This is a genomic window from Sphingobium sp. CECT 9361 (genome assembly GCF_918741285.1).
Classification (GTDB): Bacteria; Pseudomonadota; Alphaproteobacteria; order Sphingomonadales; family Sphingomonadaceae; genus Sphingobium.
Genome location: NZ_CAKKNC010000024.1, coordinates 35,020 through 52,910, shown reverse-complemented (window position 1 = coordinate 52,910; position 17,891 = coordinate 35,020). Strand labels below are relative to the sequence as shown.

The following is a 17,891-nucleotide window of genomic DNA, read 5'->3' as shown; positions in this document are numbered from 1 at the left end:
GCACCGGAAACGGCTTCACCGCCATATCCGGCCTCTGGTTCCGCTTCGCTCCACCTCCGCCCGGATATGGCGATGGTGAGCATAATCCACTAACAAACCAACCGGCCCACTCCGCGGGGGCAGATCAATCGGCATAGTAGCGCAGCTTCTTTGCGCGGATCGGCGGATGGCCCGAGATCAGTACCAGTTCGTCGGTGGGCGCAAGTTGCATTACTTCCCCAGGCGTCAGCAGCGCGCGCGCGGTCTCCTGTCGGCTGACCATGACATGCGCGAGCCAGGGGGCGAGCCTGTGTCCGGCATAGTTGCGCATCGCCCGCTGTTCGGTGGCGGTGCCCAGCGCATCTGAAATCCGCTTCGCTGTACGCTCGTCGTTGCTGGCAAAGGCGATGCGGACATGGCAATTGTCGAGGATGGCGTTGTGCTCGCCATAGGCCTTTTCGATCTGGTTGAGGCTCTGCGCGATCAGGAACGCACGCACCCCATAGCCGGCCAGAAAAGCAAGGCTGGTTTCGAAGAAATCGAGCCGTCCCAGCGCCGGAAACTCGTCGAGCATCATCAGCAGGCGGTGGCGCTTCGGGGCAGCTTTGCTGTCCTTGCCGAAACCATGCAGTTCCTCGGTCAGTCGGCGGCCGATCTGGTTAAGGATAAGGCGCACCAGAGGCTTGGTGCGGCTGATGTCGGATGGCGGTACGACAAGGTAGAGCGAGACGGGATGCGCCGCTTCGACGAGATCGGCGATGCGCCAGTCGGACGCCGAGGTGACGGCGGCGACGGTGGGATCGCGATATAGCCCTAGGAACGACATGGCGGTCGAGAGCACACCTGAACGTTCGTTCTCGCTCTTGTTGAGCAATTCGCGGGCGGCCGAGGCGACCACAGGGTGCACCTGCGGCGCATCGTTGGTCCCCAGGTGATTGGTTTCCATCATTCGGCGGAGAGTCGCAGCAAAGCTTCGTTGCGGGTCGGACAGAAACGTCGCGACACGGGCCAGGGTCTTCTCTTCCTCGGCGTAGAGGACATGCAGGATGGCGCCGACCAGCAGCGAATGGCTGGTTTTCTCCCAGTGGTTGCGACGTTCGAGCGCGCCTTCTGGGTCGACCAGAATGTCGGGAATATTCTGTACGTCGCGCACTTCGTTGATGCCGCGTCGCACTTCCAGCAGCGGATTGTAACGTGCCGAGCGGGCATCGGTCGGGTTGAACAGCAGGCAGTGCGAGAAGCTTGCGCGCCAGCCTGCCGTCAGTTGCCAGTTCTCGCCCTTGATGTCGTGGACGACCGTCGAGCCGGTCCAGGACAGCAAGGTCGGGACGACAAGACCCACGCCTTTGCCTGAGCGGGTCGGTGCGAATGCCATGACATGCTCGGGGCCGTTATGGCGCAGATCGTGTGGACCGGTTCGGCCCAGCGCCACACCATGATTGCTAAGCAAGCCAGCGGCACGGATGTCCTTGTGTGTCGCCCAACGCGCCGAGCCATAGGTCGTAAGGTTGTTCGACTGGCGTGCGCGCCACAATGATCCAAAGATGGCGGCGCCGCAGCCGATGAAGCTACCCGCGGCGGCGATGGCCCCCGCTTCGTCGAAAATGACCGGTGCATAGGCGTCGTAGGAGAACCACCATGGGAAAATCAGCCACGGATGGTATATCGGCTGGCCGAGGAATGCGAACCAGGGGGGCCCAAGCTGTGGCTGGTAGGCGAGGCTCGCCGCTGCCCATTGGGTCGCCGTCCAGATGCTGGCGATTATGATCGCCAAGACAACAAGAATTTGGCCGATTAGTAATTTGGTTGGGGTCATGCGATACCTCCGCCCGCCTGCCGACATGAGTGTCCGCAGGCTTGGCGCTAAGTTCGCAAATCACCGGGATTCGAAGTAGAGCCCGGCTGGTGACCGCAGGAGCCTTTGTAGGGACGGTCGTTCCAAGGCGCGCATGAATGGCTTAGCTTTGCCATCCGGGATGATCGCCCGGCGACGGCGCCCTATGTGGGAAATGGCCAAGACATTATCTTGCTTCGCCATCAATAGAACCGGCCCATCTGTGTCGAAGGCCTTGATCTTGTCAGTCCGCAACACTTGAAATGTGCGCCGGTCCACAACGAACAGGACGAGCGCAATGCTGACTTGAAGGTTCGAGACCACTTACCAGCTTCCACAAAGCATGTTTGCTATTGGGAAGTCTATCGTCATCGCTAAAAGGTCCGCCAATGGTCGATAGCCGCGGGAAAGCGGTCGGTCTGCAGTTAGGGAGCGCGAAACGGCGGCTGAGTGACTGAGATGGTCGACTGCTACCGGAAGCGAACGCGAAGTCGTGGGACAAACCTACCAAACGCAGGTGCGCCGTGGAACGTCAATATTTTCCGCAACCTGTCATCCATGAAGTAACTGCATCTTTCAACCAGCGGTCCATCCACCGTCGATGATAATTGACGTCCCGGTAATAAGGCTAGCGGCACTTGAAGATAAGAAAAGTATGGCGCCCATTAGGTCCTCGACCTGACCGATGCGGCCGAGCTTGATTTTGGCGAGGACGCTATCCCTGAAAGCGGCATCCGCGAAGAAAGGCTGCGTTAAGGCCGTCTCTATGAAAGTAGGCGCAATCGTATTCGACCGGATGCTATAGGAAGCTAGATCGAGCGCAAAGGCTTTATTCATGCCTTCCAAGGCCCATTTCGAGGCGCAGTAGAGGGAGCGGCTGGGCCCCCCGACATGGCCCATCTGCGATCCCATGTGGATCAGGCTACCTTTGACTCCCTCGGCGATCATGCTGCGCACGCATGCCTGCGCGACGAAGAAGGCACTTTTCACATTCAGATCAAGCACCGCGTCGTAATCGGCCTCTGTCACATCCTGCATGGGTTTGGGCCGGTTGGTGCCGGCATTGTTAACGAGGATATCAAATGCCGAGCGTTCTGCAAAGAAGCGAGCCACCGCATCGAGATCAGCAACATCGAGGGTTGCGGCCTCGGCCCATCCGCCGCCTTCGCGAATTGCCTGCGCGGCGTTTTCGATCTCGACAGACGAGCGCGCTGCTAGGGTGACATGTGCGCCGGCTTCGGCAAGCGCGGCCGCGGCAGCCAAGCCAATGCCGCGCCCCGCTCCGGTCACTAGCGCACGCTGGCCGTCTAGCCGGAAGCTCGGGGTTCGGGGAAGCGTCTCAGGCATCGACGACCGTCCGCGCGGAGGGCACGGCAATGCCGCCATAGGGCACATCCCGCTGACCGAAGCGGCGGACACGGATGTTGGCCTGCTCACCATGGCCGACAAAGCCTTCGAGCGCGCACAGGCGACTGCAATATTCGCCGATGAGGGCCGACGCCTCGTCTGTAAGGATTTTCTGATAGGTGCATGTCTTGATGAACTTGCCGACCCACAGTCCCCCCGTGTAGCGCGCCGCCTTCTTGGTGGGCAGCGTGTGGTTGGTCCCGATGACCTTGTCACCGAACGATACGTTGGTCCGGCTGCCCAGAAAGAGCGCGCCGTAATTGGTGAGATTTTCCAAGAAATAGTCGGGGTTGGCGGTCATCACCTGCACATGTTCCGACGCGATTTCGTCCGCGATGCGTACCATCTCGTTATCGTCTTCCGCGACGATCACCTCGCCGAACATCTCCCATGCCCTGCGGGCGATGTCGGCGGTTGGCAAAATGTGGAGCAGTCGCTCGATCTCCGCCATGGTCTCTAGCGCGAGCTTCTCTGACGTGGTGAGCAGCACAGCCGGACTGTCCGGACCGTGCTCCGCCTGACCCAGCAAGTCGGTGGCTGCCAGTTCGCCGTCGCACCCTATCTCGTCAGCGATCACCAGGGTTTCGGTAGGCCCCGCAAACAGGTCTATGCCCACCCGGCCAAACAGCTGGCGCTTGGCCTCGGCGACGAAAGCATTGCCAGGACCAACTAGGATATCGACCGGGGCGATCGATTGCGTGCCGAGGCCCATCGCAGCCACGGCCTGTATACCTCCCAGGCAATAAATCTCGTCCGCGCCCGCCATCGCCTGCGCCGCGACGATGGCGGGCGCAGGTTCGCCGCCAAAAGGGGGCGCGCATGTCACGACGCGGGGCACGCCAGCGACCTTGGCGGTGATCACCGACATGTGCGCGGAAGCGAGGAGGGGATATTTTCCGCCCGGAACATAGCAACCGGCGGCGCTGAGCGGCAAATTCTTATGGCCGAGAATAACACCGGGCAGCGTCTCGACCTCCACGTCTCTCATGCTGTCGCGCTGGATCTGGGCAAAGTTGCGCACTTGGGTTTGCGCGAACTCGATATCCTTGACGTCCTGCGGCGAGAGGGTGTCGATGCAAGCCTGAATCTCCGCGCCAGTAAGCCGGTAGCTTTCGCGATCCCATTTATCGAACCGGATCGACAATTCGCGCACCGCATCATCGCCGCGCGTCTCGATGTCGGCCAGAATGCCCTCTACCGTGTCATGTACCTGACGGTTGCTCTGCGCCTTCACCTCTGCGGTCACGCCGCGCTTTAGATATCGTGCCATCATCCGTTCCCCGCGCTAAAATCACCAGACCTGGTGCTTGCTACCGTTGGTTCGCCGGTCATTTGCATCCCGCCCTCTATTTCAGCGAAAGCAGGCTGCAGCGAACCCTGTTTGAGCCTGATATCGGCCTCGACCCAGCAGATAGTCTGACCCGACCTTTCGGACTATGGCGATTAGCATTATGCGTTGCATAGGTAATTTCCTATGTGTCTGCCCTTCAGAGGCTCGGCGGCGCAGCCCGAAACCATAGGTTATTACCTATGTGATGCATAAAATTTATCTGACTAGTACTGCGACCGCGCCAATATTAATCCTTTGCGCTGTCATTAGCGGCCAGCCCGGCATGGTGGGCTGGGCAAGGAACGGCATGAACTAGCGCACCAAAAGCCGCTGACGATCTAGCTTAATGATGGAAAAAAGGAGGGGATAGATGAAACATCTCGGCAACTTAGGGCGGCAACATTTCAGGGTAACGTCTTTTCGTGGGCTCTCCTGCGCCCTACTCGTCTGTACGGGCCTGACGCCGGTTTCGGTACTGGCGCAGGTCTCGATTGCCGATGCTCCCGGCACGGTTCAGGTGCCAGCAGCGCACGAGGATGGTCAGCTTCAGGAGATCGTCGTCACGGCCCAACGCCGCGAACAGAAATTACAGGATGTTCCCGTTGCCGTCACCGCCTTCAGCGGCTCAACGCTGCAAGCGAGCGGCGTGAGCACCATAAAGGAGCTGGCATTCGTCGATCCGTCGCTGAACGTCCCGCAGGTCGTCGGCGTTTACCTTCCATTCTTGCGCGGCATCGGCAATCCGGCGGGCGGCAATCTGGGTAATGAATCCAGCGTCCCTGTATATATTGACGATCTATATTACGCACGTTTGAGCACTGCTTATCTTGCGATCAACAGCATCGATCGTGTCGAGGTGCTCAAAGGCCCCCAGGGTACGCTGTTCGGTCGCAACGCATCCGGCGGCGCCATCCAGATGTTCACCAAGGATCCGGGCGGCAAGCAGGAGATGAACGCGACGATCAGCTACGGCAATTATGATCGATGGACCGGCCAGCTTTATGTCTCGACCCCGATCACCGACACCTTGGGATGGAATATTTCCGTGGCCGGCACGGACCAGCGGGACGGCTGGGGCAAGAGCATCACGACGGGCCGGGACATCTTCAAAGAGAAGCTGTTTTCTGCGCGATCGAAGCTTGTATGGGAACCTAGCGACACGACCAAAGTCAAAATCGTTGGATTCTACGCCTATTCCAAGGGCGATATCGGCATGGTCAACGATCGGCACAGCGGAACCTACGCCCAGTCGCCTGGACTTGCGTTGCCGGGATATCCGGCTCCCCCCGTCCGCTTGCCGTCGCTGGCAGATGTGCCGGGCGGCAATTTCTACAATACGCGCAACAACCTTGAACAGTTTGCTCGCGCAGAGGGTGGCGGTGGATCCATCCGGATCGATCAGAGCTTGGGTTTTGCCGATCTGGTTTCTATCACGGGATTTCGGATCACCGACGAGCAGATTCGTCTGGACGCCGATATTACCCCGCAAAATCTCCTCAATGGCGACCTGAATAGCCGGGAATCCCAGCTTACCCAGGAATTCCAGCTCAAGTCGAAAAGTGGCAGCAACATCGACTGGATTTTGGGCGCTTATTATCTTCGCAGCGTGGTGAAATATAATCCGATCAGCCTTTACGGCGACGCGTTCGGTACGGGTACGGTGGAGATCCGTTCCAAACAGATCATCAACAGCTACTCGGTGTTCGGCCAAGCCACGGCGCCGATCGGCGATGCCACCAACCTCACCCTTGGCCTACGATACAATATTGATGACCTCAACGGATCGTCCCCGACCTATCGCGACAACGAACAGTTTAAGAAACTGACATGGAAGGGGACGCTGGATCATCACTTCACCGATGATGTCATGGGCTATGTCTCGATCAGTCGGGGCTACAAATCGGGTGCGTACAAGACCTTCCCGCTAGATAGCCCACCGGCGCTTCCCGAAGTGATCGACTCCTATGAATTCGGTTTGAAGACGGAGCTGTTTGATCGGCGCGTGCGCCTTAATGGCGCGCTGTTCTGGAACGATATCAAAAATCCTCAGGTGCTAGCAGTCGACGTACAGGGATTGATACCAGGGATCATCCTGACGAACGCGCAACAGGCGCGGATCAAGGGCGCGGAAATCGGGATCGACGCTTTGGTGGCGCAAGGACTCACGCTGCGCGGCGGCGCGACCTATCTCGATGGCAAATATCGAAGCTATATCAACGCGCCATTTTATTGCCTGAATGGCACTACCATCGCCGGGCCATCGACGGCGCTGGGCGGTGGGCCCTGCCCAGTGCCCGCAGACGGCGCAGCAGGCAACAGGCTGCCGAATGTGGCCCGTTGGACGTTTAACGCGGGTGTCAATTATAAGGTCGACACGAGGATCGGTAACTGGGTTGCGGATGTCGGTGTAGCTCATACGGGTCGGTTCGCGTGGAACCCGGACAATTTCGTCTTCGAGAAAGCTGTCACACTGGTCAATGCGTCGCTCAGCTTCACGCCTGAATCCGCCGGCTGGCTGACAGTGGGGCTATGGGGCAAAAATCTCGGCGGCGTGAAATATTATTCGATCACGCAGGAATCGGTCGGTCCGGGCGGGACGGCCGGTTTCCAGTCCGGCGCTGCGGCGCCACGCACATATGGCGGATCGCTGTCGGTAAAGTTTTGATACGCGCGCGGGCTCCGGTTATCTCCGGCGCCCGCTTGCCGAAGCGAGTGAATGATGGACAAAGAGATACTCATCAACGCTTTTTACATGGCATCTCCAGCGCAGGCGTGGACGGGGCTTTGGGCGCATCCTGACGCGCAAGGCGAGCGCTACGCCGATCTTGAGTACTGGATCGAACTGGCGCGCACCGCTGAAGCGGGCCTGATCGACGGTATCTTTCTGGCTGACACGCTGGGCGTGAACGACGTCTACGCCGGAAGGCCGGACGCGGTCATGCGTTCGGGCGGCATGTTCCCTTCGAACGATCCCATGATGCTCATCCCGGCAATGGCTGCGGTTACCCGGCATCTGTGCTTCGGCGTCACCGCCAACACCTCGTATGAGCCGCCCTATCTGCTCGCGCGGCGCCTTTCGACCCTGGATCATCTGACCAAGGGCCGGATCAGCTGGAACGTGGTGACCGGTATCCTCGCATCGACGGCACGAGCGATGGGTGTGGAACCGGTGTCGCATGACCGGCGCTACGACATTGCCGACGACTTTATGGAGCTGGTCTACAAGCTCTGGGAAGGAAGCTGGGCGGACGATGCCGCATTGCGCGACAAGACGTCGCGTGTTTTCACCGATCCGGAAGGCGTTCGGAAGATCGCGCATGACGGACATTATCGTTGCGACGGCTATCATCTTTGCGAACCCTCACCGCAGCGGACGCCGTTCATCTATTCGGCTGGATCATCGGGGCGGGGTTCCGCGTTCGCGGGACGGCACGCGGAGGCAGCTTTCACTGCTGCTAACGATAAGCGCAGCGCCAAGAGGATCGTCGATGGCTATCGCAAGGCGGCCGAGCAGGCGGGGCGATCCGCCGACAGTGTCAAGATATTCAATGCCACGACGGTGATCGTGGCTCCAACCGAGGCGGAAGCGCGCGATCGGAAGACGGACTATGCGCGCTACAGCAGCGAAGAGGGCAATCTTGCGATGATGTCCTCCTTCCTTGGCATTGATCTCTCACGCTATGATCCTGACGACCCGATAGAATATGTGGAGAGCGATGCGATGCAAACGGCCATAGAAGCGATGACCAAATATAATGGCGGCGAGAAGGTGCGTGTCCGCGATATCGCCGCTTTCGCGGACTTGCCAGGGCGCGAGCCGTTTATTATCGGGTCGCCTACACAAGTTTGCGACGCCATGATCGAATGGATCGACGAGACGGGCCTCGACGGGTTCAATCTTGTCCGGACCGTCGAACCGGGCGGCTTACAGTCCTTCATCGATCTGGTCGTTCCCCAGTTGCAGGATCGGGGCCGCTACAAGACTGTCTATGCGCCAGGCACCATGCGCGAGAAACTGTTTCCGCAAGGGTCGGCACGCTTGCCGGCCGATCATCACGGCACAAGCTTCCGCCGGGCGGAGGGCTAAATCCATGCAGCAGCTTCCGGCCGATCTGGAGACCTTTAGACAATGGTCCGTGGGCGATATTCGTGTCACGCGGGTGCTCGAATTGCCGCCGACCGCCTTCGATCCGGCCATCTTCATCCAGGCGACGCGCCACGAAATCCTGGATCGGCGCGATTGGCTGTGCCCGTCCTTCGCGACGGCCGATGGCGACATCATCCTGCATTTTCAGGCGTTCATCATCGAAGCCGGGGGCAAGCGGATCATGGTCGATCCCTGCATCGGCAACCACAAGCCGCGCGGCCACCCTCTGCTTGACATGCTCGACACGCCGTTTCTCGATCGGCTTGGCCGTGCCGGCTTCCCGCGAGAAAGCATCGATTTCGTCCTCTGCACGCATCTCCATGTGGATCATTGCGGCTGGAACACGATGCTGGTCGATGGCGTGTGGGTGCCGACCTTCCCCAATGCCCACTATCTGTTTGCGCGAAGCGAAGTCGCCTTCGCGCAGGACGACACCGATGGCGATGCGGCGGCGATCTTCACCGACTCGGTCAAGCCGATCCTTGAGGCTGGACTCGCGGACCTGGTGGAGCCTGGCCATGAGATTGCCGAGGGCGTGATTCTCAAAGCCACGCCCGGGCATACACCCGGCCATTGCTCGATCATCCTATCCTCCCGAGGACATCAAGCGATGATCACCGGCGATGTGATCCATCATCCGGTGCAAGCGGCATTGCCCGATATGTGCAGCAACTTCTGTCAGGACGAGGCCGTCGCAATCGCCACGCGGCGGGACATGCTGACCCATGCAGCCAGTCAGAATGTGCTGCTGCTCGTCGCGCATTTCGCCGGATCCTCAGCCGTTCACGTCCGATCCGACGGTGATGCCTGGAGAGTCGAAGAAAGCTGATGGATCTCGGGGACAATGCTAGACGACAGAGAAGGACAGCAGGATGAGCTGGAACCCGATATTCAACGACAACAAGCTCAAGCTGGGCACATTCTGCACGAACGGTCGCGGCACGACGCATTCCCTGGCGCCCGAAGCCAACCAATTGACTTGGCCCCTTGCGCTCGAAGTCGCTCGGGCAGTGGACCGCGCAGGATATGAGGCGATCGTGCCCTTCGCGCGTTGGAAAGGCTATGTGAAGGAAAAGCCCGGCCATGTGTCTGGCGAGGTTCTTGATCCCTTCACCTGGGCTGCGGCGATAGCGCAGGCTACCGATCACGTAGGCGTCTTCGTCACTTCGCACGCGCCGACGATCCATCCTATCGTCGCGGCCAAGCAGACCGCGACGATCGACATCATTTCCAATGGCCGTCTTGCGTTGAACGTTGTGGGCGGTTGGAATCGGCCCGAACTGGAGATGTTCGGCGCCGCCTTGCGAGAGCATGATCAGCGCTACGACTATCTCGCAGAATGGCTCGGTGTGCTGAAACGCTTGTGGAACTCAAATGATGAGTTCGACCATCATGGCGCGTTTTTCGATATTCTCGCTGGCTTCTCCAATCCCAAGCCATTGCAGCGACCACATCCGCCGATCATGAACGCTGGACATTCCGACCGTGGCCGGAAGTTTGCATGCGAGCATGCTGATCTGTGCTTCATCGGCATTCGGTCGGAAGAGCCGGCTAGCATCCGCAAAGAGGTGGAAAAATATAAACGCGAGGCGCGCGAAGAGTTCGGCCGCGAGGTCCAGGTGTGGGCGCATAGCTATGTCATTCAGCGGGACACGCAAAAGGAGGCGGATGACTTCCTGGATTACTATGCGGTCCAGCATCAGGACCGTGAGAGCATCGACTCGCTGATCGCGCTCTCGGTGCCAGAGGTGAAGGACATGCCTCGGGAGGCGTGGGAAGCGGTGCGAACCCATTATGCAGCCGGGTATGGCGGATTCCCGTTGGTGGGAACGCCAGAGCGCATTGTTGATCGCCTGACCATGCTCTCGGACGCTGGGCTGGATGGCGTGCTCCTGACCTGGATCGACTTTGTCGAAGGCGCCAGACGGTTCAATCGTGATGTACTGCCACTCTTAGAAAAAGCGAACTTGCGCCGACCATTTGTCGCGTCGTGATCGCGCGAGATCGCCGGCCCGCTAGAGTCGCAGTTTGGCAACCGCTTCCGCTTCAGTACTAACTTCCGCCTTTCTCTGCTGCTTCTTCATCTTTGCCGTGCGCCAGAGACCGGATGATACCGACTCCAGAACCTGTTCTTTCAGGAAGCTTTCATAAGTAATGACCGCAGCCGTCTTTGGACGGTTCTTAGGTGTCGCGATCGACCATGTCATTGATGCGTCGGTCACCGGAATAGCTTCGAACGCGGTATCCCCGCCGGGAGGAGGCAGGGCGCATGCGGACAGGATCGTGTAGCCCAAGCCACGTGCTACAAGGGGCAAGATGTTCGTCGACGGCGTTTCTAAGACGGTGTTCAACGTGCCGCCGGTCGTTGCCAATGTCCGGTCAATCCGCCGCATCACCATGGTGAGGTTCAGCGGCAGGATCATTGGATAGCTGGCCACATCGCGAAGGGTGATCGATCCTAGCTGGCCCAGCGATGAGCCAGGCGGGCCAAGAAGGAACAGCTCGTCTTCGACCAAGGGATGCGACCAGAAATTATCCTGCTCATCGGTTTCTACGAGCACCGCAAGCTGCAGTTCATTGGCGTTCATCGCCTCGGCTAGTACCTCGCTGGCATTGACGGCTAATTTGATATGCACATTAGGGTATTCGCGGCGGAAACGCTCGATCACGGGATAAGTGACGAGTTCGGACCAGGATATGGGCATGCCGATCGACAATGTGCCCCGGGGACGCGACTGCGCACTCTCCAATTCGCTCTGCAGCCCGTCGATGTCATCGATAAGAATCTCGGCCTTCAGGCGGAGTGCCTTGCCAGCCTCGGTGAGCATCACGCCGCGGCCATGGCGCATCAGCAGGGCCAGACCGAAATGCTCTTCCAGATGCCGGAGATGCTGCGTTAGCGATGGTTGCGTGATGTGCAGCGCCAGCGCAGCGCGGGTAATGCTCCCATATTCGGCGACTTTCAGAAAATAGCGAAGGCTACGGAGGTTCATCGGCTGTCTCCATGCGCTTAGCAGCAAAAGACCGGCTGCTCGGTTCGATCTGATCGTAAACAGGCTTGGTTTGTTGATCCATAGGTGATTGCCTATGCATTGCATAATTTTTATCGCGCTAGTCAGGGCCGTTCGTCCGCCATATTCTCCTCTCAACCAATCAGGGCGTCAGGAGCGGGCATGTCGGAGTTCGAAGGCAAAGCGATACTCATCACTGGGGCCGGCAGTGGAATCGGAAGGGCAACCAGCCTGAGCTTCGCCGCCCATGGGGCGCATGTCTGGGTAACGGATTTTGATGAGCGCAGTGCTGCGAAGTCCGTCGAACTTATTATGGAGGCTGGCGGGCGGGCAACGGCGGTAAAACTCGACGTCAGGCTTGAGGACGAATGGGAGGCTGCGTTCGCCCTGACCGACACGCACGTCACGTCCCTGACAACCGTGGTCAACTGTGCAGGCAAGTCGATTCTTGCCGACACCTTTTCGATGTCGCTCGACCAACTTCGGCTCGTGATGGCAATCAATCTGGAGGGTGCGTTTCTGGGTATGAAGCACGGTATTCCGCGAATCGCGCAGTCCGGCGGCGGGGCTGTCGTCAATATTTCGTCGATCATGGGACTGAAAGGCCAGGCGCGCATGGCGGCCTATTGCGGAGCGAAAGGCGCGGTTCGCATGATGACAAAAGCGATCGCGCTCGAATGCGCGGATCTGCGGAACAAGGTGCGAGTAAACTCCGTCCACCCGGGCATTGTCGATACCCCAGCCTGGCAGAAGCATGATCCGGAAGAAGCGACCATGCTGGCTGGGGCGGGAGGGGCTTCAGGCGTTCTTGATGCGCATGAAGTGGCCAAGTCGCTGGTGCCGATTGGCGTTGCCGCTTCGCCCGAGGAAATCGCCGAGACCGTGCGCTTTTTGGCGTCGAATGCGGCACGCCACATTACCGGTGCCGAAATAGTCATCGACGGCGGCATGACAGCCAACTGAGCCTGTCTCAGAACCTAGCGGGATTCCTCATGAAAATTGACCTGAAGCTCGAGGGACAATCAACAGATGCGCGCTTCGACTTTTCCGTACCGTGCGATGACGGCGTCGTCCCGGCGACATTCTGGAACGCGCGCGTTCCGGCGGGAGCCAACACGCCTGTTACGCTCCTTCAGCATGGCGGGCCATTCCACAAGCGCCACGAACGCACCGACTGGCTTGCGGCGCAAATCGTCGAACGAACCGGCAGCGCCGTCCTGCTGATCGACGGTCCGATCCACGGTCGGCGCGGTGATGCCGATAGGGATGTCATGGAAATGCTGGGCGTCTTCGAGCGGCATTGGCGCACTAGCCCCGGTATCGAGCGCTATGTCTCCGACTGGCGCACCGTTCTCGACGTCGTGCTGGAGCAGGGGTGGGCGGATCCAAACCGGGTCGCATGGTTCGGCATGTCGATGGGCACGGCTTATGGCATTCCTTTGTGCGCGGCGGAACCGCGTATCAAGGGCGCGGTGCTTGGCATGTGGGGTCTCGACTGGGGGCAGAACGACGCCCTGCTTCACGATGCCCGCATCATGCGCACTCCGGCGCTCTTCCAAATCAAGTCGGAGGACGAGATTTTTTCGACCGACGGGCAGCGCGCGCTGTTCGACGCGATTGGTTCACCCAACAAATGCCTTCACACTTTTGCGGGCGGGCATTCGCTGACCGCGCCGGGCCAACTCGACGAGCTTCTCGATTTTATCGCGCATGCGCTCGCGCTGGACGGCGATACGGTCACAAGATCCCGATCGGCCGATTTCGCGCGCACAGGAGGCCAAGATGAATGATCCAGCCTGGCGCTCGCGAGCGACCATTGACGGGCCGATGCGTGTCGCCAATCGGATGCACCTGCGTGCAACCGGCCTTGATGACGAAGCCATCGCCAAGCCGTTCGTGGGTGTGGTTCATACCCATGCCGAAGTAAGTCCGTGCGCCATGCCGCTTGCGCCGCAGGCCGCTGCGGCCAAGGTTGGCGTGGAAGTGGCGGGTGGTACGGCGCGTGAGTTCTCGACGGTATCGATCTCCGATGTCTGGACGATGGTCCACGAGCGAGGGCCGCAATTCAGCCTGATATCGCGGGAGATCATTGCAGACTCGGTGGAGCTCGTCCTTGAGGGGCAGCGGTACGACGCGGCAGTGACTCTGGGCGCCTGCGACAAGACGGTCCCGGGCATGCTTATGGCGATGACCCGCGTGAATATTCCCAGTGTCTATGTGCATGGCGGGGCGGCGCTTCGCGGCTACAGCAATGGCGAGCCGATCAATTTCTACCGCGTCTTCGGTGACATGGACCGGACTCTCAGCGGAGAGATGAGCGAACGGGAGCTTGAGAATCTGAACAGGGATGCGATGGTGTCGGTCGGCACCTGTCCGGGCCTGAACACAGCGAGCACCGGAGCCGCCTGCGCCGAGATTATGGGCTTTTCCGCGCTGGGTACGGCCTCCATTCCGGCCGTGTTTTCACAGCGCCTCGCGCTCGCACGCAAAGCCGGACAGCATGCCATGAAGCTTTTGATCGAAGGTGGTCCTCGCCCCCGCGATTGGGTGACCCGGGAGAGCCTGGAAAATGCGGTAACGGTCGTCGCCGCCATGCGCGGTTCGTCGAACATGCTGCTGCACCTCCCGGCGATCGCCAACGAGGCGGGAGTGAAGTTCGAGTTGAGGGATATGACCGACATCCTACGGCGGACGCCAAGGATCACCAGCCTCATTCCAAACGGTCCCCATGCGCTCATCGACCTCCACCGGATCGGCGGATTACCGGTAATCTTCAAGGCGCTGCTCGACGGTGGCTTCCTGCACGCCCATACGCCGACCAATGACGGCAGGCCGCTTGGCGAGGCGCTGGCCGATGCGCCGCAGCCTGACGGCATCATCGTGCGCGCCTGCAACAATGCGTATCAAGCCGACAGCGGCATCGTCGTTCTGCAGGGGAATCTTGCACCAGGTGGTTGCATTGTAAAGACCGCCGATATTTCGATGCGTTTTTTCGAAGGCCCCGCACGCATCTTCGAAGGTGATGCCGCAGCGCGCATAGGCATTGCGGACGGCCAATTCAGCGTCGGCGACGTGATCATCGTACGTGGCGAGGGACCGCGCGGCAGCCCGGGCATGCGGGAAATGCTGGACGCGCCCATCCCGATCCGGCGGCGCGGAATGGGCAAGGACGTCGCTCTGGTCACCGACGGGCGATGGCCCACGGGAACCGGCGGCCTTTGCATAGCCCATGTTTCTCCCGAAGCGCATGCCGGCGGCCCCCTTGCACTGGTCGAGCACGGCGACATCATTCGCATCGACGCGGAGAAGGGGACGATCGACGTAGACGTGTCTGAGCAAGAGCTGGAACAGCGCCGGGCCGTACTGCCCCCCAACAAATATTGGAGCGGGGGCGTGGGCGAAAAATATGCGCGGTCGGTGGGGCCAACGCACTTGGGCGCGCCTACCCATTCCTATGACTGAGCGCGCGATCAATGAGGGAAAATTCATGACTTTGCTAACCGACACCAAGATCAGGATCATGCCGGCATCCTTCGGCGCCGCCGGCGGCCCGCGTCAGGCGCCCGATCACGCGGACTATCGCGATGGCCCGATCCGCTTCACGCGCTACATCGTGAGGTTCCTCGGCCGAGCTGAACAGCTCGAACCGCTGCTTCCAAGCGGGCTTGCCTTGCGTGGCGAGGCGATGGCGCAGTTTCACTTTTTCTGCCTGCGCGACATCCCATGGCTAGCGGGCAGGGGATATAATATCCTCTCCCTGATGATCCCGGTCACCCATGCGGGCCAGGACGACAAGGTGACCGATGGCGTCTATTGCGCCGTGATGTGGGAAAATCTCGGCGACCCCATCATCACGGGTCGCGAGCAACTTGGCCATCCGAAACTCTATGCGCAATTGCCCGACCCCCGGCGCTGGAATGGGGAAACGAGCATAAGGGCGAGTTGGGAAGGTTTCACCTTCGCCGAGATGCAACTGGCCTGTGATCCCGATACCGATGCCGCGCCGGACGTGGTTGCCGATTTCGCCGCGAGCGCCGGCTCGGGGATCATCGCGCACAAATATATCCCGCGAAGCGGCGATTGGGCGGTCGCTGACGCGGATTATCTGACGCTATCGCCGATGGCGGGTGCGTCCAGCCGGCGCGACCCCCAGCCCCCGCCTTCGGTGCGGGCCGGCACGGGCAGCATCCGCTTCAATGTGCCGACATGGCAGGACATGCCCACGCAATATCACATCGTCCAGGCGCTCGCCGGGCTCGAACAGGTCGAGGCGCTACCGGCTCTGATCATGGAAGGCACGGCCTATCTCGACTTTCATGACCAGAAAATCATCACGTGAAAACAAATCATATCAGCAAAAGAGAGGATCATCCCGTGGCTGCTATATCGTTACCAACTCTCGCGTCTTTCGCATTCGTGATTGTCGGCCAGGCACTCGGCCTGTCCCTCCTGCCAGCGACGCGCGGGTTTACGGCGATGGCCGCGACGGTCGCCTGCATATTGAGCTTCGTGCTGAGTTTCTGGGTGTTCGCCCGGCTCATCAACAACGGTGTCGAGCTAAGCACATTGACGCCGATCGTCACGATCACGCTCCAGGTCGTGGTGCTGGTGATCGGCATCACCGTCTACCACGAGTCCGCATCGCTTGCGAAGATTGGGCTGCTGCTTGGCGCCGCGATCATGATCGGCACCGCTACCCAAGTTTAGGCCTGCGCCTACGGGCATCACAGGCGCGCTTGCGAGAGGAAAACAGGATATGTTAGAAAATCTCAAACTTTTAATCGGTGGTGAACTGGTCGACGGCGACTCCAACATGGAGGTCATCGATCCTGCGGCGGGCAGGCCGTTCATGTCGGTGCCACGCGGTTCGATACGGCAGGCGGAGCAGGCGATCGCGGCGGCGAAGGCGGCTCAACCGGCATGGGCGGCGCTGTCGCTCGACGATCGACGCGCGAAACTTTCGGCTTTTGCCGATGCGATCCACGAAAATGCCGATGCCCTGACGCGCATGTTGGTGCGTGAACAGGGGAAACCGCTGGCGGAAGCGGCGGGCGAGATCGCCTTCACCGAGATATTCATTCGCCACTTCACCACCATCGATGTGCCGATCGAAATATTGCAGGACGACGAAGAGCGCCGGGTAGAATTGCACAGGAAGCCGCTAGGCGTGGTGTGCGCCATCATGCCCTGGAATTTTCCTGTCTTGCTCGCTGCGTTCAAATTTCCCGCAGCGCTCCTGATGGGCAACAGCTTCATCCTGAAGCCGGCGCCGACGACGCCCGTCACCTCGCTCATGCTCGGCGAGCTGGCGAAGGATATTTTCCCCGCGGGTGTGTTCAACGTCGTGACCGATCTCAACGATCTGGGCCCAACGCTGACCGATCATCCCGATGTCGCCAAGATTTCCTTTACGGGATCCACGGCGACCGGAAAGAAGGTCATCGCGGCCGCCGCATCAACGCTGAAGCGGGTGTCGCTGGAACTGGGCGGCAATGACGCCAGCATCGTCCTTGACGATGTGGACGTCGCGACCGTGGCGTCGAAGATCTTCTCCAAGGCCTTCATGAATGCCGGGCAAGTCTGCATCGCGGTCAAGCGCGTCTATGCCCATAGCAGCATCTATGACGCTCTGTGCGATGAACTGGCCAAGCTCGCCAATGAGGCGATCGTGGGCGACGGACTCCAGCAGGGAACGCAGATCGGCCCGCTTCAGAACGCGGCGCAGTTCGCAAAGGCAAAGACCTTCCTGGAAAGCGCACGCCGTGACGGCCACGTCATCGCCGGCGGTGAGGTGGTAGAGGGCGAAGGCTATTTCATAAGGCCTACCATCGTGCGCGACATCAAAGATGGCGCGATGCTGGTCGATCAGGAGCAGTTTGCCCCGATCCTGCCCATTATCAAGTTCGAGGATGTGGACGACGCGGTGCGGCGCACCAACAGCTCGGAACTTGGCCTTGGAGGGTCTGTCTGGTCCGCCGACTGCGATCGCGCTTATGCCGTCGCCCGCCAGATCGACAGCGGCATGGTCTGGGTCAACGAGCATCTGGATTTCGCTCCGCACATCCCGTTCGGTGGGGCCAAGCAGTCGGGCATCGGAATGGAGCTATCCACGGACGGAATGCACGAATTCTCGCAGACTACCGTCATCAATATTTCAAAGACGTCCGTCGGCTGACGGGTTTC

At 60.0% G+C, this 17,891-nt stretch carries 15 protein-coding genes; 11 read left to right on the top strand and 4 right to left on the bottom strand.

Features of this window, described 5'->3' with window-relative positions; all coding sequences use genetic code 11:
* The coding region (locus LQ220_RS21435; protein ID WP_230190142.1) for an integrase catalytic subunit at nt 1–93 on the top strand (93 nt) is incomplete at its 5' end.
* A gap of 31 nt (nt 94–124) precedes the next feature.
* Here the strand turns inward: LQ220_RS21435 and LQ220_RS21430 are convergent.
* From LQ220_RS21430 to hisD, 3 genes are all read right to left on the bottom strand, one after another.
* Nucleotides 125–1,795, bottom strand: a complete 1,671-nt coding sequence (locus LQ220_RS21430) for a conjugal transfer protein TraG (RefSeq protein ID WP_230190141.1) — start codon at nt 1,793–1,795, stop codon at nt 125–127.
* 594 nt (nt 1,796–2,389) lie between these two features.
* Nucleotides 2,390–3,160 (bottom strand): SDR family oxidoreductase, encoded by a 771-nt coding sequence (locus LQ220_RS21425; protein ID WP_230190140.1) that lies wholly within the window; start codon nt 3,158–3,160, stop codon nt 2,390–2,392.
* The gene (hisD, locus tag LQ220_RS21420) at nt 3,153–4,493 is read right to left on the bottom strand and encodes a histidinol dehydrogenase (protein WP_230190139.1); all 1,341 of its coding nucleotides are present in this window, start codon (nt 4,491–4,493) and stop codon (nt 3,153–3,155) included. Before hisD ends, LQ220_RS21425 begins: the two co-directional genes overlap by 8 nt.
* A gap of 427 nt (nt 4,494–4,920) precedes the next feature.
* Between hisD and LQ220_RS21415 the strand changes: the two genes are divergently transcribed.
* The 4 genes from LQ220_RS21415 to LQ220_RS21400 are packed head-to-tail and all read left to right on the top strand — an operon-like array spanning nt 4,921 to nt 10,691.
* A complete protein-coding gene (locus LQ220_RS21415; protein ID WP_230190138.1) occupies nt 4,921–7,215 on the top strand; it encodes a TonB-dependent receptor in 2,295 nt (764 codons plus the stop codon).
* 51 nt (nt 7,216–7,266) lie between these two features.
* On the top strand, nt 7,267–8,637 hold the full coding sequence (locus LQ220_RS21410; RefSeq protein WP_230190137.1) for an LLM class flavin-dependent oxidoreductase: 1,371 nt from the start codon (nt 7,267–7,269) through the stop codon (nt 8,635–8,637).
* Between the two features lie 4 nt (nt 8,638–8,641).
* Nucleotides 8,642–9,526 carry an MBL fold metallo-hydrolase gene (locus tag LQ220_RS21405; protein WP_230190136.1) on the top strand — a complete coding sequence of 295 codons (885 nt, stop codon included), beginning with the start codon at nt 8,642–8,644 and terminating at the stop codon, nt 9,524–9,526.
* Nucleotides 9,527–9,569: 43 nt separating this feature from the next.
* Nucleotides 9,570–10,691, top strand: a complete 1,122-nt coding sequence (locus LQ220_RS21400) for an LLM class flavin-dependent oxidoreductase (protein WP_230190135.1) — start codon at nt 9,570–9,572, stop codon at nt 10,689–10,691.
* Between the two features lie 21 nt (nt 10,692–10,712).
* Here the strand turns inward: LQ220_RS21400 and LQ220_RS21395 are convergent, their stop codons facing one another.
* A complete protein-coding gene (locus LQ220_RS21395) occupies nt 10,713–11,690 on the bottom strand; it encodes a LysR family transcriptional regulator (RefSeq protein ID WP_230190134.1) in 978 nt (325 codons plus the stop codon).
* A gap of 180 nt (nt 11,691–11,870) precedes the next feature.
* On the opposite strand from LQ220_RS21395, the gene LQ220_RS21390 reads away from it, so the two are divergent.
* The 6 genes from LQ220_RS21390 to LQ220_RS21365 are packed head-to-tail and all read left to right on the top strand — an operon-like array spanning nt 11,871 to nt 17,883.
* A complete protein-coding gene (locus LQ220_RS21390) occupies nt 11,871–12,671 on the top strand; it encodes an SDR family NAD(P)-dependent oxidoreductase (RefSeq protein ID WP_230190133.1) in 801 nt (266 codons plus the stop codon).
* 29 nt (nt 12,672–12,700) lie between these two features.
* Nucleotides 12,701–13,498 (top strand): hypothetical protein, encoded by a 798-nt coding sequence (locus LQ220_RS21385; RefSeq protein WP_230190132.1) that lies wholly within the window; start codon nt 12,701–12,703, stop codon nt 13,496–13,498.
* Nucleotides 13,491–15,170 (top strand): dihydroxy-acid dehydratase, encoded by a 1,680-nt coding sequence (locus LQ220_RS21380; RefSeq protein WP_230190131.1) that lies wholly within the window; start codon nt 13,491–13,493, stop codon nt 15,168–15,170. Before LQ220_RS21385 ends, LQ220_RS21380 begins: the two co-directional genes overlap by 8 nt.
* 25 nt (nt 15,171–15,195) lie before the next feature.
* Complete coding sequence (locus tag LQ220_RS21375) at nt 15,196–16,047, top strand: acetoacetate decarboxylase family protein (protein WP_230190130.1); 852 nt, start codon at nt 15,196–15,198, stop codon at nt 16,045–16,047.
* A 35-nt stretch (nt 16,048–16,082) separates the two neighbouring features.
* The gene (locus tag LQ220_RS21370) at nt 16,083–16,415 is read left to right on the top strand and encodes a hypothetical protein (RefSeq protein ID WP_230190129.1); all 333 of its coding nucleotides are present in this window, start codon (nt 16,083–16,085) and stop codon (nt 16,413–16,415) included.
* A gap of 49 nt (nt 16,416–16,464) precedes the next feature.
* A complete protein-coding gene (locus tag LQ220_RS21365; protein ID WP_230190128.1) occupies nt 16,465–17,883 on the top strand; it encodes an aldehyde dehydrogenase family protein in 1,419 nt (472 codons plus the stop codon).
* Nucleotides 17,884–17,891: the final 8 nt, after the last annotated feature.

Excerpts from the sequence above, each read along its gene's own strand:
- LQ220_RS21390 (WP_230190133.1), top strand. The coding sequence starts at position 11,871 with ATGTCGGAGTTCGAAGGCAAAGCGATACTCATCACTGGGGCCGGCAGT.
- LQ220_RS21410 (WP_230190137.1), top strand. The coding sequence starts at position 7,267 with ATGATGGACAAAGAGATACTCATCAACGCTTTTTACATGGCATCTCCA.
- LQ220_RS21375 (WP_230190130.1), top strand. The coding sequence starts at position 15,196 with ATGACTTTGCTAACCGACACCAAGATCAGGATCATGCCGGCATCCTTC.
- LQ220_RS21415 (WP_230190138.1), top strand. The coding sequence starts at position 4,921 with ATGAAACATCTCGGCAACTTAGGGCGGCAACATTTCAGGGTAACGTCT.
- LQ220_RS21400 (WP_230190135.1), top strand. The coding sequence starts at position 9,570 with ATGAGCTGGAACCCGATATTCAACGACAACAAGCTCAAGCTGGGCACA.
- LQ220_RS21430 (WP_230190141.1), bottom strand. The coding sequence starts at position 1,795 with ATGACCCCAACCAAATTACTAATCGGCCAAATTCTTGTTGTCTTGGCG.
- LQ220_RS21365 (WP_230190128.1), top strand. The coding sequence starts at position 16,465 with ATGTTAGAAAATCTCAAACTTTTAATCGGTGGTGAACTGGTCGACGGC.
- LQ220_RS21395 (WP_230190134.1), bottom strand. The coding sequence starts at position 11,690 with ATGAACCTCCGTAGCCTTCGCTATTTTCTGAAAGTCGCCGAATATGGG.
- LQ220_RS21405 (WP_230190136.1), top strand. The coding sequence starts at position 8,642 with ATGCAGCAGCTTCCGGCCGATCTGGAGACCTTTAGACAATGGTCCGTG.
- hisD (WP_230190139.1), bottom strand. The coding sequence starts at position 4,493 with ATGATGGCACGATATCTAAAGCGCGGCGTGACCGCAGAGGTGAAGGCG.
- LQ220_RS21385 (WP_230190132.1), top strand. The coding sequence starts at position 12,701 with ATGAAAATTGACCTGAAGCTCGAGGGACAATCAACAGATGCGCGCTTC.
- LQ220_RS21380 (WP_230190131.1), top strand. The coding sequence starts at position 13,491 with ATGAATGATCCAGCCTGGCGCTCGCGAGCGACCATTGACGGGCCGATG.
- LQ220_RS21425 (WP_230190140.1), bottom strand. The coding sequence starts at position 3,160 with ATGCCTGAGACGCTTCCCCGAACCCCGAGCTTCCGGCTAGACGGCCAG.